This window comes from Aeromicrobium sp. P5_D10, assembly GCF_054049535.1.
On record NZ_JBFUME010000003.1, the window covers coordinates 288,174 to 302,586 of the forward strand.

11 protein-coding genes are annotated in these 14,413 nt (G+C 64.9%); 10 read left to right on the forward strand and 1 reads right to left on the reverse strand.

Translation table 11 applies throughout. The annotated features are described in order from the left end of the window. Positions 1–110: 110 nt before the first annotated feature. Entirely contained in the window at positions 111–485 is a 375-nt protein-coding gene (locus tag ACXJKC_RS06465; RefSeq protein WP_456695864.1) for a hypothetical protein, read from the forward strand. On the opposite strand, the gene ACXJKC_RS06470 is transcribed toward ACXJKC_RS06465, so the two are convergent. Continuing rightward, a complete protein-coding gene (locus ACXJKC_RS06470) occupies positions 462–2,168 on the reverse strand; it encodes a DUF3556 domain-containing protein (RefSeq protein WP_456695865.1) in 1,707 nt (568 codons plus the stop codon). The genes ACXJKC_RS06465 and ACXJKC_RS06470 overlap by 24 nt on opposite strands. Positions 2,169–2,349: 181 nt before the next feature. Here ACXJKC_RS06470 and ACXJKC_RS06475 point away from each other — a divergent pair, with 181 nt between their 5' ends. The 9 genes from ACXJKC_RS06475 to ACXJKC_RS06515 all read left to right on the forward strand — a co-directional run bounded on the left by ACXJKC_RS06475 (position 2,350) and on the right by ACXJKC_RS06515 (position 14,358). Further along, entirely contained in the window at positions 2,350–3,708 is a 1,359-nt protein-coding gene (locus ACXJKC_RS06475) for an FAD-dependent oxidoreductase (protein WP_456695866.1), read from the forward strand. Positions 3,709–3,891: 183 nt separating this feature from the next. After that, on the forward strand, positions 3,892–5,433 hold the full coding sequence (locus tag ACXJKC_RS06480; protein ID WP_456695867.1) for a class I adenylate-forming enzyme family protein: 1,542 nt from the start codon (positions 3,892–3,894) through the stop codon (positions 5,431–5,433). After that, entirely contained in the window at positions 5,426–8,077 is a 2,652-nt protein-coding gene (locus ACXJKC_RS06485) for a family 78 glycoside hydrolase catalytic domain (RefSeq protein ID WP_456695868.1), read from the forward strand. The genes ACXJKC_RS06480 and ACXJKC_RS06485 overlap by 8 nt, the downstream gene beginning before the upstream one ends. Next, on the forward strand, positions 8,074–9,072 hold the full coding sequence (locus tag ACXJKC_RS06490) for an ABC transporter permease (RefSeq protein ID WP_456695869.1): 999 nt from the start codon (positions 8,074–8,076) through the stop codon (positions 9,070–9,072). The genes ACXJKC_RS06485 and ACXJKC_RS06490 overlap by 4 nt, the downstream gene beginning before the upstream one ends. Continuing rightward, positions 9,069–9,941 (forward strand): ABC transporter permease, encoded by an 873-nt coding sequence (locus ACXJKC_RS06495; RefSeq protein ID WP_456695870.1) that lies wholly within the window; start codon positions 9,069–9,071, stop codon positions 9,939–9,941. Before ACXJKC_RS06490 ends, ACXJKC_RS06495 begins: the two co-directional genes overlap by 4 nt. Continuing rightward, a complete protein-coding gene (locus ACXJKC_RS06500) occupies positions 9,938–10,939 on the forward strand; it encodes an ABC transporter ATP-binding protein (RefSeq protein ID WP_456695871.1) in 1,002 nt (333 codons plus the stop codon). Before ACXJKC_RS06495 ends, ACXJKC_RS06500 begins: the two co-directional genes overlap by 4 nt. Beyond that, positions 10,932–11,915, forward strand: a complete 984-nt coding sequence (locus ACXJKC_RS06505) for an ABC transporter ATP-binding protein (RefSeq protein ID WP_456695872.1) — start codon at positions 10,932–10,934, stop codon at positions 11,913–11,915. The genes ACXJKC_RS06500 and ACXJKC_RS06505 overlap by 8 nt, the downstream gene beginning before the upstream one ends. Then, positions 11,912–13,504, forward strand: coding sequence for an ABC transporter substrate-binding protein (locus tag ACXJKC_RS06510; protein WP_456695873.1), 1,593 nt, complete (start codon positions 11,912–11,914; stop codon positions 13,502–13,504). Before ACXJKC_RS06505 ends, ACXJKC_RS06510 begins: the two co-directional genes overlap by 4 nt. Positions 13,505–13,581: 77 nt before the next feature. Next, positions 13,582–14,358, forward strand: a complete 777-nt coding sequence (locus tag ACXJKC_RS06515; RefSeq protein ID WP_456695874.1) for an SDR family oxidoreductase — start codon at positions 13,582–13,584, stop codon at positions 14,356–14,358. Positions 14,359–14,413 lie beyond the last annotated feature (55 nt).

The window sequence follows — 14,413 nt, forward strand, 5'->3', positions numbered from 1 at the left end:
CCACGCGCCCGATCTCGTCTTTCCTGGTTTGCTTTCCGGTACTTGTGCTGCCGCCCCTCCTTTTCGGATTCCTACTGACGTTCTTCGTCGGCAGCACAAAAGGCAGACTCTTGGCGATTTGCGCCGTGGCGGTCGCGGCAGTCATCTTCCGTGTCGTCATGTGGTGGGCACGTGACACCCGTCGCGCACTTGTCAGTTCCGACACGTTCATCGGCGTGCGCGTCGGCACGAAGACCGTCTTCGAGACTCCGTGGACCGACATCGCCTCGATCACTCTTGAGCGGGGCGATAGCTTGGCGCAGCTCATGTTGAGTATCACGGGCGGCTTCAGCACCTATCCACACTTCACCACGACATCACCGGACCGCTGGTCCGGATCAATGTCCCCCGAACTCGTGGCCTTTCTGCCCAAGGACTATCAACTCCTGACCGCCGCCTTGGCCGAGGAATGCCGTCGCAGATCAGTTCCGTTCAGCTACGACTGACGTGACCCGGAACGGGAGGTCGCCGTCCCACGGCTGGCGGCTGAGCATCTCGGCGACATCGACCTCGCCCGTCTCGATCGTGCCCGTCGCAGCGTCGACTATTCGATAAGCCTGAACCGGGTGACCGATCGGCTGCGACTCGAACATGATGACCCGGAGCTCCCCGGGAGCGAACGAGCATCGCTCCTGCACAGCCGCGACGAGCCCCTCATGATGCAGGTGCCCGTCGCCGAAATTCCAACCGAGCGCCGATCCGGCCACCATCTCACCGTCCATGATGAATCGCGATTCATGATCGTCGGCGGCGTGCGGATACAACCCGGCCATCGCCCGTCCGTGCGTATGCAGCCCGCGCCACGCACCGAGCTTGCCGATCATCAGGTCGACGACTTCGGGCGGATAGAGCTTGGCGAGCTGACGGTGCGGCAGCGGCGCAGCCTTGACGACCGAGTCGTGAAAGCACTGTTCGGCACCCTCACCGAAGAGCCAGACCGAAGTCGGCCAGTTGCCCGCGTAGTACCGCATAGCCGGCAAGAATGACACCTGCGCCGGACGCAGATTGCCCCAGATCACGACCGCGACCACCAATGCGAGAAGGCCGTAGACCAGCAGCGGATTGTCCGCATCGCCGAGTCCGACATCGGAGTAGTGACCGAAAAGGAACATCGTCCCGAACGCCATCATGACGTTCCATTCCAACGGCACGCCCATCGGAATCGTGGAGATGATGTGGATGTGGAACACGACCATCACGACCACGAGCACTCTGCTGACGGTGCCTCCGGAAGACAACAACAGCAGTAGCGGCACGGCGTACTCGATCACAGTGCCTCCGTGCGCTGCGGCATCAGCCAACCGTGACGGTCGAACGTCGTTCTCGGCGTCCCGCCAAAGTCGTCGCTTGATCGCAACTGGGACGAGCGGCGCATTGCTGATCATCGTCGCCACCACGAATGGGAAGTGCCGATTGACCTTCGATGTCGCAGCACCCCACCACAAGGCGATCATGATGAGCTTCGCCGCCAGGATCATGTCGACGAACGGGAACATCAGCACGATCCCGGTTACCCAGTAGTGCTCGGCCCGAGCCGCCAAGAAGATCGTCTTGTCACGCAGTCCCAGCAGCGGGAGGACGATCAGTAGTGGCAGGAAGCGCACCGGCTCGATCATGAGCGGATCCCGGTCGGCCGGGGACAACAACACGAATACCGCCGACGTCAGCACCGCAACGTACAACACGACGTCCAGCAGGCTCCGACGTGAGCCACTCGTGCCGGGCACCCGCTCGGGCCAGGGCGGAAGCCGGATCGTGCCGGGCCGCAGCCAGTACAAGAAGGTGCCGATCGGCGGCAGGAATCGCATCGTCAGCGGTCCGAAACCACACCCGAAGCCGAGCACCTCGAACAGCAGAGTCCACACGATGACCTTCTGGAACACGACCGGCGCGGTCCACCAGTCCGTCAGATCGCCCAGCCCACCGAGCCCGGGGGTCGAGGCCGCGAACAACAATCCGCCGAGGACATAGAGGCCGATCTTGACCGCATACAGAACGTAGATCGCATACGGCGTCCCGAAGCCATGAAGAGCCCAGTGCTTGACGAGGATCTTGGTGCGCTCTGCGCGCGGTAGCGCTCGCCATTCGTCGATGTCGACGTCGGGCAAAGTTGGCGAGATCAGGCCCATGGCTCTCCTTGTGTAGGCCCCCCGCACGAGACTAGAGCCTTAGCGTGACCCACGCCACATCATTGGCGTTCGCATCGCAAGACGGATTTCATCTGCTTGGTGCATGCTTTTAGGCTTACCTAAGACAAGTGGTCTTTCTTCCACAGGATCTTCCCTTTCTCAGCCTTCCCAGGAGCCGTGCATGAGCAGGCAGTTGCGAGTCGCCGTCATCGGCGCCGGGCCGGCAGGCATTTACGCCGCCGACATCCTCAGCAAGTCCGACGACGTTGATGCGACGATCGACATCCTCGATCGCGACCCCACCCCGTTCGGTCTGATCCGCTACGGCGTCGCCCCCGATCACCCCCGGATCAAAGAGATCATCAAAGCCCTCAAACGGGTGCTGTCCAATGACGACATCCGGTTCTTCGGCAACGTCAACTACGGCGCCGATCTCAAGCTCGATCATCTGCAGCAGTTCTATGACGCCGTGATCTTCGCGACCGGCGCCCGCGCCGACCGTGATCTGAACATCCCCGGCATCGAACTCAAAGGCTCCTTCGGCGCCGCAGACTTCGTCTACTGGTACGACGGCCACCCTGACGTCCCCCGCGACTGGGCCTTCGAGCCCCACGCCGAATCCGTTGCCGTGCTCGGCGTCGGCAATGTCGGCCTCGACGTCGCCCGCATGCTGGCCAAAACCGCCGACGAGCAGCTGGTCACCGAAATCCCGCAGAACGTCTACGACGGACTCAAGGCCAATGCGGCCAAGGACGTGCACGTCTTCGCCCGGCGTGGGCCCGCGCAGGTCAAGTTCACCCCTATGGAACTGCGTGAACTGTCCCACTCCCCCAACGTCGACGTCATCGTGCACCCCGAAGGGTTCGAACTCGACGAAGGGTCCATGGACGCGATCCGCGGCTCCAAGTCGGTCAAGCTCGTCGTCGACGTCCTGCAGAACTACTTGGCCAAAGAGCCCACCGGCGCCGCGCACCGGATCCACATCCACTTCTGCCAGAACCCCGTCGAGATCCTCGGCGAGGACGGCCGCGTCGTCGGCCTGCGCACCGAGGTCACCGAACTCGACGGCACGGGCAATGCCCGCGGCACCGGCGAGTTCAAAGACTGGCCTGTGCAGGCGGTCTACCGGGCCGTCGGTTACCGATCCGACAATCTGGCCGGTATCCCCTTCGACAACAACACCGCCACCGTCCCCAACGACGGCGGACGAGTCATCGAGATCGACGGCACCCCACTGCCGGGCGCGTACGTCACCGGCTGGATCAAACGCGGACCCGTCGGCCTGATCGGCCACACCAAGTCCGACGCCGCCGAAACCATCCGCCTCCTGACCGAGGACCTCGACAAACTCGTGGCACCCGCCAACCCGGCCCGCGAAGACGTCGATGCCTACCTCGACGGACGCGGAATCGAATACACCACTTGGCAAGGCTGGGAGAAACTCGACGCCCACGAACTCGCCCTCGGCGAGGCGGCTGGCCGCACCCGCATCAAAGTCGTCCCCCGCGAAGACATGGTGAGCGTCGCCCGAGAAGGCTGACCGCCTAGCCCTACCAGCTACTTACGACCCCCGAGCGCACGCGCCCGGGGGTCGCTTTGTGCTGCCCTTTCGATCCGATACTGTTCACAGTTGTGAACAGTAGTTCTCGTACTTGACACATTGCTCGGGGTGGACCAAGATCCCTGAGGTACAGCTCACACGTCAGGGCCGAAAGGAGGAGCTATGTCATTCGGCGCTCAGACCGTCGTCGAAGCCTTCCGTCTCGGCGTGTTCAACGAAGCCGATGCGGCCTATCTCCATCACACGGATCGCACCTGGACCCGCGGCGCGATCCACGATGTGTCCGACGCCCTCGCCGCCAACTGGCAGGACGCCGGCATCGAGATCGGCGACCGGATCGCCTTCCAGCTACAGAACGTCCCGCTGTTCGCCGCCGGAGTCCTGGCGGCCTGGAAGATCGGCGCCGTCGTCGTGCCGATCAATCCGATGTACCGCAGCCGCGAACTCGCCCATCTGCTGGCGGACTGCCAAGCACGAGTCTTCGTCCACGACGACAGCGACGAAGCAGAATCGACCGCCCGCGACCTGGGGATCCGATCGATCCACAGCCATGCTGATCTGGCCGACCGGTACCTGACCGCCACCCTTGCTGACGCGCCCTTGCGCCGTCCGGTCGGCTACACGCCCGACCCGGACCATGCCGCGCTCATCACCTACACCTCCGGCACGACCGGCCCGGCGAAGGGCGCCGTCGCGCTTCACCGCCACGTCGCCGCAGGTGCGCTGGTGTACCGCAATGAACTCGGCGTCGGCCCGCACAGCATCGTGCTCGCGGCCGCTCCCCTGTGCCATGTCACCGGAATGATCGGGCACCTCGCAGTCTCGCTGATCAACCCGTGCGAACTCGTGCTGATGGGCCGATTCGACCCCGACACGGCCCTCGATCTCATCGAGGACAAACGCATCACCTTCATGATCTGCGCCGCAACCGCCTACCGCGCGATGCTGACCGCGCTGGCGCGCAAAAGCCGAGATCTCAGCTCCCTGCAGTGCCTGTATTCCGGCGGCGCGCCAGTCAAGCCGGCCGTGGCCGACCAGGTCGAGCAAGTGATGGGCGTCAGACTCGGCAATGCGTATGGACTCACCGAGACCACATCGATCAGCCACGCCACGCCACGCGACGCCGAGCCGCGGATCGACCCTGCCACCGGCGTCCTGTCCGTCGGCATCCCCGTGACCGGAACCGTCGCTTGGGTCGAGGACGAGAACGGCAACCGCCTGGCCCCCCACGTCCCCGGCGAACTCATGATCGCCGGACCAGGCGTCGTCGGCGTGTACTGGCGCCAACCCGAGGCCACCGAGACCGCGTTTCCCGGAGGCGCGCTGCGCACGGGCGATGTGGCCTTCATCGACGAGGACGGCTGGTGCTTCCTGGTCGACCGCCAGAAGGACCAGATCAACGCGAGCGGGTTCAAGGTCTGGCCCCGCGAGGTCGAAGACGTCCTCGAGGAGCATCCCGCCGTCGAGTCGTCCGCCGTATTCGGTGTGACCGATGAATACCGGGGCGAATCCGTGGCCGCAGTGGTCACGCTCCGTCCCGGTCAGACGGCGACCGCTGCCGAACTGACCGAGTTCACCCGATCCCGGCTCGCATCCTTCAAATGCCCCAGAACCATCCGAATCATCGATGAGATCCCCATGACACCCACGGGGAAGATCCTGCGCCGCGAACTGCGCGAAAGGGAGGAATCCAACCGTGCCTGACCACGAAACTCCGACCAACCTTCGGGCGGGCCATCGACCTGCTCCGCTGGGTCTTCCGGTCCGCGCGACCCACCTGTCGTGGGCGCCCACCTCGGCGGCTCCCTACACCGTCGCAGTGCACGACCCGGCAGGCAACGAGATCTGGGCGACCACAACCGATCGCCCGTCCGCCAGTGTGCCGGGCGACGTTCTGGAGTCGCGGGGCCGATACACCTGGACCGTTTCGAGCCCGGGAAGCGAGGCCTCCGGCGACGTCTTCGAGCTCGGCTTGGAGGACGAGTCGAAGTGGTCGGCGCAGTGGACACAGGCAGCTGCCCACAAGTTCGCGAGCGAGAGCTATGACCCGGTCCCCTATCTGCGTCGTTCCTTCGACGTCGCGAGCACGGCTGGCCGCAATCGCCTCTACATCACCGCTCTGGGGCTGTACCGGGTGTGGCTAAACGGCGTCGAGCTGACCCGTGATGAACTCCTGCGTCCCGGTTGGACCGACTACGGCGTGCGCGTCCACCACCAGACGTTCGACTGCGACGGCATCCTGCGCGAGGGTGACAACGTCCTCGCCATCACACTGGCCAAAGGCTGGTATGCCGGACGTCTCGGACTGCTGCGCCAGCCCGGCTACTACGGAACCCATCCCGCACTGCTCGCCCAGCTCGATCAGATCGATGCGGCCGGTCAGGCCACGACGCTGTGCAAGACCGACGGCGACTGGAAGACCGCACCGGGTGCGATCTTGTGCACGGACCTGCTGCGCGGCGAGACCGTCGACCTACGGCAGGAGCCGACCGGTTGGCACGAGCCGGCATTCGACGACAGCTCGTGGGCCGATGTGCAGGTCAATTCCGACATCAACGCGCATGTCGTCGCTCAACCACACGACTCGATCCGGGTTTTCCGCGAGCATGAGGGCACTTTGGTCCACGAACATGCCCGCGGGCCGTTGGTCTTCGATTTCGGCCAGAATCTCGTGGGCTGGACCCGCATCAGCTCGCCCCTCATCCCCCGCACCGACGTCATCGTCCGGCACGGCGAAATCCTGACCAAGGACAATCTGGTGTGGCGCGACAATCTGCGCGGCGCCTTTCAAGAGGACACCTTCGTCGACGATTCCGAGGGCGTACAGACCCTGGAGCCCTCGTTCACGAGCCACGGATTCCGCTACGCCGAGGTGTGGGGACTGCCCAGTCACGACCCGTTCGGGGCGACGAAGATCCATCCCGACACCACGATCACCGCGGTCTCGATCGAAGCAGGACATGATCGGGCAGGCACTTTCACGAGCTCGGACCCACGAGTCAACGCCCTCGCGGACGCGATCGAGTGGACAGTTCGCGACAACTTCCTCGAAGTCGCCACCGACTGCCCCCAGCGCGATGAACGCCACGGCTGGCTCGGCGATGCCGGCGTCATCGCGCCCACCGCGGCCTTCTTCTTCGACACCGCGGCATTCATGGACAAGTTCGCCACGGATGCAGCCGACGACCAGGGACCCGACGGCGAGATCCGTTCCTACGTGCCGGTGATCCCTCCGGCCCACAACCGTCCTGGCGCTCCGGGGTGGGCCGACGGATACGTGCGCCTGGTCCACCTTCTGGTCGACAGGTACGGCGATCTGACGGCAGCCGAGCGCCACGCGCCGTCGATGATCAAGTTCGCCGAGCACGTTCTGGGCCACAATCCCGACGGCCTGCGCGTCAACGCCGTGGGAGCCGACTTCGCCGACTGGCTGTCGCTGCCCGAGTACGACGATGAAGAAGTCCATCCGGGCTACGCCTACACCGGCGCATTCTCCACGGCGCCCAAACCCGTCGTGGGCACGGCACACACCTACCGGACCTTCGTCCAGCTGTCGCAGGTCTTGGCCCGACTCGGCCGCGACCAGGACGCCCGGCGCTGGGCCGACGAAGCCGCGCGGGTGCGCGAGGCGTACCGGTCCAACTTCTTGCGGTCCGACCTCACGGTCGACAAGGCCACTCAGACCGTCTATGCGCAGGCGATCGGCTACGGACTCGTCGATGATTCCGAGGCCCGCGACATGGCGACGCTGCTGCGAAGCCACATCGAGAAGCGCGGACACGTGACGACGGGAATCCACGGCGTCGAACACCTGCTGGGCGCTCTTGCCCGCAACGGACATCGCGAGTTCGCGACCGAGGTCCTGCTACGCGACGACATGCCGAGCTGGCTGTACATGGTCGGCGCAGGCGGCACGACGATCTGGGAGAAGTGGGACGGCATCCGCCCCGACGGCTCGCTGTCGACCGCGGAGATGAACTCCTTCAATCACTGCGCCCTGGGTGCGGTGGGCATCTACCTGTTCGAGGACCTCCTGGGCCTTCGGCCCGGCGACGGCGTGTGGACCTCCCAGGTCGGCATCGCCGCGAGCTACACCCGCGATCTCGACTGGGTCGAAGGTGCCTACGACAGTCCCGTCGGCCAGATGCGCAGCCGCTGGGAGTGGGACACGGACCAGGTCGTCCACTCGGTCACGGTGCCGCGCGGGGTCAGCGGACTGTTCACGACGCCAGAGGACTTCACGCTCCTCAGCATCGACGGCGAGCAGGTGACCGCCGGTACTCGCGGTGCGGTCGAACTCTCGGCCGGAGAACATCGCATCCTCCTGTCCGAAGGGAGCCGACCATGACGACGTCAGCTTCGAGAGCCCGTATGTGGCTCGTGGCGCGACGCGTCATCAGACTGCTCGCAGTCCTCCTGGTCGTCAGCGTCCTGTGCTTCTTCAGCCTGTCGCTGCTACCCGGAGATCCGGCACGGCTGATCCTCGGCGAGACCGGTGCGACCCCGCAGGCCGTTGCGCAGCTCCGCGGCGAGCTGGGTCTCGACCAGCCCGTCGTCGAACGGTTCGTCAGCTGGCTGACCGGCGCCCTCACCGGCGACCTCGGCGAGTCCTACCGGACCGGGCAATCCGTCCTGTCGATCGTCGGTGACCGTGCCCCGATCACACTCGAACTGATCCTGTGGAGCCAGGTCATCGCCCTGGCCGCTGCGATCCCCGCCGCGATAGCGGCTGCGCACCGCCGACGGACCAAGACCGACCGGGCCATCAGCCTGTGGGTCTTCGCCACGCTGTCGACGCCCGACTTCGTGATCGGTGTGCTGCTGATCCTGATCTTCTCGGTGAGCTTGGGAATCTTCCCCTCCACCGGTTACGTCCCATGGAGCGAAGGTGTCGGCGACCATCTCGGCTCGCTGCTGATGCCTGCCATCGCACTGGGCTCGAGTTCATTCGCGTTGTACCAGCGCGTTCTCCGCGCCGACCTGATCGAGACGCTCGGCCAGGACTTCATCGCCGTCGCGAGGGCCAAGGGCATCTCACCGACACGGGTGACGTTCCGCCACGCGCTGCGTCCCAGCCTGCTGGGTCTCAGCACGTCGATCGGCGTCACGATCGGCACCTTGATCGGTTCGACAGTCGTGATCGAGTCGCTGTTCGGCCTGCCCGGAATCGGCGCCGAACTCGCCTCGGCCGTCACCTCCCGTGACTACGTCGAGGTCCAAGGACTGGTTCTCCTGATCGCCACCGCCTTCGTCTTGATCAACGCCTTGGTCGATGTCATGTACGGAATCATCGATCCGCGCCTGAGCGTCGCCAGGACCTTCGCACGAGGAGCTTCCCGATGAGCACCGATTCTGCGACCACGCACCCTGAAGACGTCCTGCCGGTCAGGCGTCGTGCCCGGTGGCCGTGGTCCGAGCGCATCGCGGCCGGCTGGCTCATCACGCTGGTCCTGGCGATGCTTGCGCTGCCGACGCTGTTGTCCCTCGACGCACTGGCCTTGAACTCGAATGCCCGTCTCGTGGGTCCCAACCTCGACCACTGGCTCGGCACCGACAACCTCGGCCGCGATCTGCTGGCGCGCGCCCTCGACGGCGCCCGGGTCTCGCTGTTGATCGGTGTCGGTTCGACAGCCATCGCGGCACTGATCGGTGTCCCGCTCGGAATGCTCGCCGCCTATGTGGGCGGCCGGTTCGATGCAGTCATCTCGTTCTTCGTCGACGTGATCCTGGCCTTTCCGGGTCTCGTGCTGGCCCTGGCCCTCACCTCATTCCTCGGACCTTCCATCACCAATGTGATGATCGCGATCACGGTGCCGATGCTGCCGGTCTTCGTGCGACTCGCCAAGGCCCAGACCCGGTCCGTCGTCGGCAGGGAGTACGTAGAAGCCGCCGAAGTGATCGGAACCCCGATCACTTCGATCATGCGCCGCGACATCCTGCCCAACATCTTGGAGGCGTTGCTCTCGTTCGCCTTCGTCAGCATCGGACGGGCCATCCTGATCGAAGGCGGCCTGAGCTTCCTGGGAATCGGTGTTCCTCTGCCGCAGCCCACGTGGGGAAGCATGATCAACGAAGGCCGTATCTACATGTCGTCCGATCCGCTCGTGATCCTGGTGCCGGCAGCCTTCCTGATCCTGACGATCCTCAGCCTCAACATCGTCTCGGACAGGTTCTTGCTGACCGACAACTCCCGCGGGAAGGCATCCGCATGACACAGCAACCGCTGCTTTCGATCCAGGATCTCGCGGTCGAGTTCGACACCCCTCGGGGCATCCTGCGCGCCGTTGACGGCGTGAGCCTGGAGGTTCGGGCCGGCGAGCGTCTTGGCATCGTCGGCGAATCCGGCTCGGGCAAGAGCGTCCTGTCACGGGCCGCGATGGGACTGTTCGGCCCTCGCGAGGCCAAGGTGACCGGATCCGTCCTGATCAACGGCCGGTCGGTCCTCGACATGCGACCGCGCGAGCGTCGCGATCTGTGGGGTCGTGAGATTGCGATGGTCTTCCAAGACCCGCTCAGCTCACTCCATCCGATCACCCCGATCGGCGAGCAAGTCGCCGAAGCCGTCCGCCGCGACGGTGTCACAGGTCGCAAGGACGCCGCCGCCCGTGCTGTCGAACTCATCGACATGGTCGGTATCGCACAGGCCGAACGCCGCAGCAAGGCACGTGCGCACGAGTTGTCGGGCGGAATGCGGCAACGAGTCGTGATAGCGATCGCGATGGCCGCCAACCCCAAGCTCCTGTTCGCCGACGAACCGACGACTGCGCTGGACGTCACGGTGCAAGCTCGCATCCTCGACCTGTTCGACGAGCTGTGCCGCGAGTTCTCGATCGGACTCGTCATGATCAGCCACGACCTCGGGGTCGTCGCCGAGCACACCGACTCCGTCGCCGTGATGTACGCCGGACGCATCGCCGAGCGCGGTCCCGTCGACAGCGTGATCTCGCGGCCGACCATGAGATACACGCGTGCGCTGATGGATGCGATCCCCAAGATCGACACCGCAGGTCAACGCCGCCTGCCGCGCCCGATCCGAGGGCTGCCGCCACTGTTGATCGATCCACCGGCGGGTTGCCGGTTCTCCCCGCGCTGTAGTGCCGCACTCGATCGGTGCCATGTCGATCAACCGGCCCTCGACCCCGTCAGTACCGAACCGGAGCACTCCTTCGCGTGCTGGAATCCCGTTCCGCTTGGAGGCACCGATGCTTGAGCAGACCACGGCCACGCCGATCCTGGAACTCATCGACGCCGGAGTGACCTTCACCAGCAAGGACGGCACCCCGTTCCAGGCCATCGACGACGTCTCGCTGGCGCTTCAGCCCGGCGAGATCCTCGGACTCGTCGGCGAGTCCGGATGCGGTAAGTCCACCACCGCTCGTGCGTTCATGGGTCTGCAACCGCTGACGACAGGTCGCATCCGATATGACGGCAAGGACGTCACGACGGGGCTGCGCGGGATGGGACCGAAGGTTCAGGCCATCTTCCAGAACCCGGCCGGTTCGTTCAATCCGAAACGTTCCTTGGTCGACTCGGTCGCCGAGCCGCTGCGAGTATGGAAGCGCGGCGATGCGGCGGCTCGACGACGTCAAGCCCTGGCCGAGCTTGAGAGCGTCGGAATCTCCGAGGCGATGGCCGAACGGCGCCCCGGAGAAGTCTCCGGCGGTCAATGCCAGCGTGCTGCGATTGCCCGCGCCACGATCCTTCGGCCAGAAGCACTGATCTGCGATGAGCCCGTCTCGGCTCTCGACGTGTCGATCCAGGCGCAGATCCTCGAGCTTCTCGATCACCTGCGCTCCGACCTGGGTCTGGCGATGTTGTTCATCTCGCACGACCTGTCGGTCGTCTCGACCCTGTGCGATCGCACCGCCGTCATGTATGCCGGGACCGTTGTCGAGGAGGGGACGTCGGCAGCCGTGACCCACGAGTCGCTGCATCCGTACACCGCGATCTTGCACGACGCGATTCCGTCACCGACCAAGGCCGACCGCCCGCGCGAGCGCCTGCTGACCATCACCCGCGAAACCACCGTGGACGGCCGCGATCTCGCCGGCTGTCGCTTCGCCGCACTGTGCCCCCGTCACACCCCTGAGTGCGATGAATCGCGTCCGGAACTGGTCGGCGCCTCGCACAGCGCGGCTTGTATCCATCCTTTGACCAACAGCAACGAAAGTAGGAGTGAAATATGAGTAAATGGCACTCGGCCGGCCCCCGCGGACTGCGGTGGGCAGCGGCAGCGTTGTCCGTCTCTCTGCTCGCGTCGGCGTGCAGCAGCGGCTCGAGTTCAGACGGTGAGTCCGGCGGGTCCCCCCAGACCGGCGGCAAGCTGAACGTCGCCGTGAGCACCGCGGTCACGACGCTCGACCCGGCCAAGGGATCGGCCAATGCGATGGCGCTGAGCGGATACGCGATCTACGACACCTTGATGAAGGTCGACAAGCTGGGTGACAAGCCCCAGCCGAACATCGCGACGTCATTCGAGCCCAATGACGACTACACGGTCTGGACCATGAAGCTCCCGGCCGGTCTGAAGTTCAGCGATGGCACCGCATTCGATGCCGAAGCCGTCAAATTCAACATGGACCGCCACCTCGATCCGAAGACCGCGTCGACTGCGGCCTCGCTGCTCTCGGCAGTCAAATCGGTCGATGCCCCGGACGCGACGACGGTCGTGTTCAACCTGAGCACTCCGTTCGCCAACCTGCCCGCCGTACTGTCGTACGACGGCTCGGGCACAGCCGGCTACATCGCCTCTCCGACGGCGCTGAAGCTCGGCGACGGCTACACCAGCAAGGCCTCAGGCATGGGCCCGTACATGCTCAAGTCGTGGGCGCCGGGCAAGGATGTCGTCCTGGTCCGCAACCCCAACTACTGGAACACCGCCAAGCAGAAGCCGTACCTCGATGAGATCAGCATCAAGGTCCTCGAGGACGAGCAGGCCCGCTATCAGGCGCTGCTCGCCGGTGACATCGACTACGCGCCCTCGATCAACCCGACGATCATCAAGCAGGCAGAGTCCGGCGGACAGCTGACCGTCGTCAAGGGCGTCGGCAGCGATCAGGACAGCATTTCGCTCAACACGACAAAGGCGCCGTTCGACGATCTGCGGGTCCGTCAGGCCGTCTCGTACGCGCTCAACCGGCAGGAGATCGTCGACCTGACGAAGGAGGGGCTGGCCAACCCGGCAGTCAATCTCTTCCCGAAGACCGACCCGTTCGCCAACAGCAACTCCGATCCTGAGTTCGATCTGGCCACGGCCAAGAAGCTCGTTGCCGAATACAAGGCCGACACAGGCAAGGACGTCACGTTCACCTATATGTGCCGGCCGACTGTCAACACGACCGACGTCATCGAACGCCAGCTCACCGCCGCCGGCATGAAGGTCAAGGTCGACGTCCAGGAGAGCACGACAGCCGTCACGAACTTCATCGGTGGCAAGTACGACGCGGCCTGCTGGACCATGGCCGGCTTCCTGACGCCTGATCTGCTGCCCTACCGCTTCTTCTACTCCAGCGGCGATCTGAACTCGACCGGCTTCGCGAACGCCGAGTTCGACAAGCTCACGGACGAGGCGCGGGCAACGTCCGACGTCGCGAAGCAGAAGGAACTGTGGATCGCCGCCGACAAGATCTTGACCGAGGAACTGCCGTGGGTCTGGACGACGTCGCAGCCGATCGGCTTCCTCGCCAACAAGAAGGTGCACAGCACCGATTTCGATGAGCCCAGCCGACTTCGGTACTCCGTGCCGACGGTCAACAACGTCTGGCTGTCGAAGTAGTCGCTGTCGACATCGCATGAGGAACGGTGGGGTCCGACCAGTCAGCCGGACCCCACCCAACCACCAGGAGGAATCAAGTGGACTGGAACGACACAACTGCCATCGTGACCGGAGCGGCATCCGGCATCGGCCGCGCTGCTGCGCTCGAACTCGCTTCTCGCGGCGTCGACGTGCTCGCATTCGACATCGACGCATCCGGGCTGGCCGAGATCTCCAGTACGCACATCACGGGCCACGAAGTCGATGTCTCCGACAGTGACGGCGTCCAACGCACCATCGCCGCTGCGGTCCCTGGCGGGCGGCTCGACTTCGTCGTGAACTGCGCAGCGACATTCGTCGCCCGTGGCCTCGATGTGACGACCGCCGATTGGGACCTGTCCCTCGGCGTCAACGTGCGGGGCATCAGCAATATCGTTCAGGCCGCACACCCTTTCTTGGCCGCGTCGCCGCACGCCGCCGTGGTCAACACCAGCAGCATCTCGGCCAATATCGCCCAGCCATCGCGTTGGACGTACAACGCGACCAAGGGCGCGATCGTGACCTTGACCAAGTGCATGGCACTCGACCTGTCGGTCGACAAGATCCGGGTCAACTCCGTCAGTCCCGGTTGGGTCTGGACCCCGGAGGTCGCCAGAGCAGCCGACGGCGACCGAGACACCTGGGAGCCCATATGGGGCCGCTTCCACATGTTGCGCCGTCTCGGCGAAGCGTCCGAAGTCGCCAAGGCCATCGCGTTCTTGTGCTCGACCGACGCGAGTTTCATCACCGGCGCGGACCTGCCCGTCGACGGCGGCTACTCGGCGATGGGACCTGAGGGTCTCGGCGAATCATCGTCTTTCGCCGGTTCGTCATGACCGACCAACAATCCGACATCACGCAGCAAGCCACCCTCATAGAGCAAGGAAGTTC

What these genes read in the sequence shown, in the direction of transcription:
- ACXJKC_RS06470 (WP_456695865.1), bottom strand. Translation starts at nt 2,168, where the DNA reads ATGGGCCTGATCTCGCCAACTTTGCCCGACGTCGACATCGACGAATGG.
- ACXJKC_RS06475 (WP_456695866.1), top strand. Translation starts at nt 2,350, where the DNA reads ATGAGCAGGCAGTTGCGAGTCGCCGTCATCGGCGCCGGGCCGGCAGGC.
- ACXJKC_RS06480 (WP_456695867.1), top strand. Translation starts at nt 3,892, where the DNA reads ATGTCATTCGGCGCTCAGACCGTCGTCGAAGCCTTCCGTCTCGGCGTG.
- ACXJKC_RS06490 (WP_456695869.1), top strand. Translation starts at nt 8,074, where the DNA reads ATGACGACGTCAGCTTCGAGAGCCCGTATGTGGCTCGTGGCGCGACGC.
- ACXJKC_RS06495 (WP_456695870.1), top strand. Translation starts at nt 9,069, where the DNA reads ATGAGCACCGATTCTGCGACCACGCACCCTGAAGACGTCCTGCCGGTC.
- ACXJKC_RS06500 (WP_456695871.1), top strand. Translation starts at nt 9,938, where the DNA reads ATGACACAGCAACCGCTGCTTTCGATCCAGGATCTCGCGGTCGAGTTC.
- ACXJKC_RS06505 (WP_456695872.1), top strand. Translation starts at nt 10,932, where the DNA reads ATGCTTGAGCAGACCACGGCCACGCCGATCCTGGAACTCATCGACGCC.
- ACXJKC_RS06510 (WP_456695873.1), top strand. Translation starts at nt 11,912, where the DNA reads ATGAGTAAATGGCACTCGGCCGGCCCCCGCGGACTGCGGTGGGCAGCG.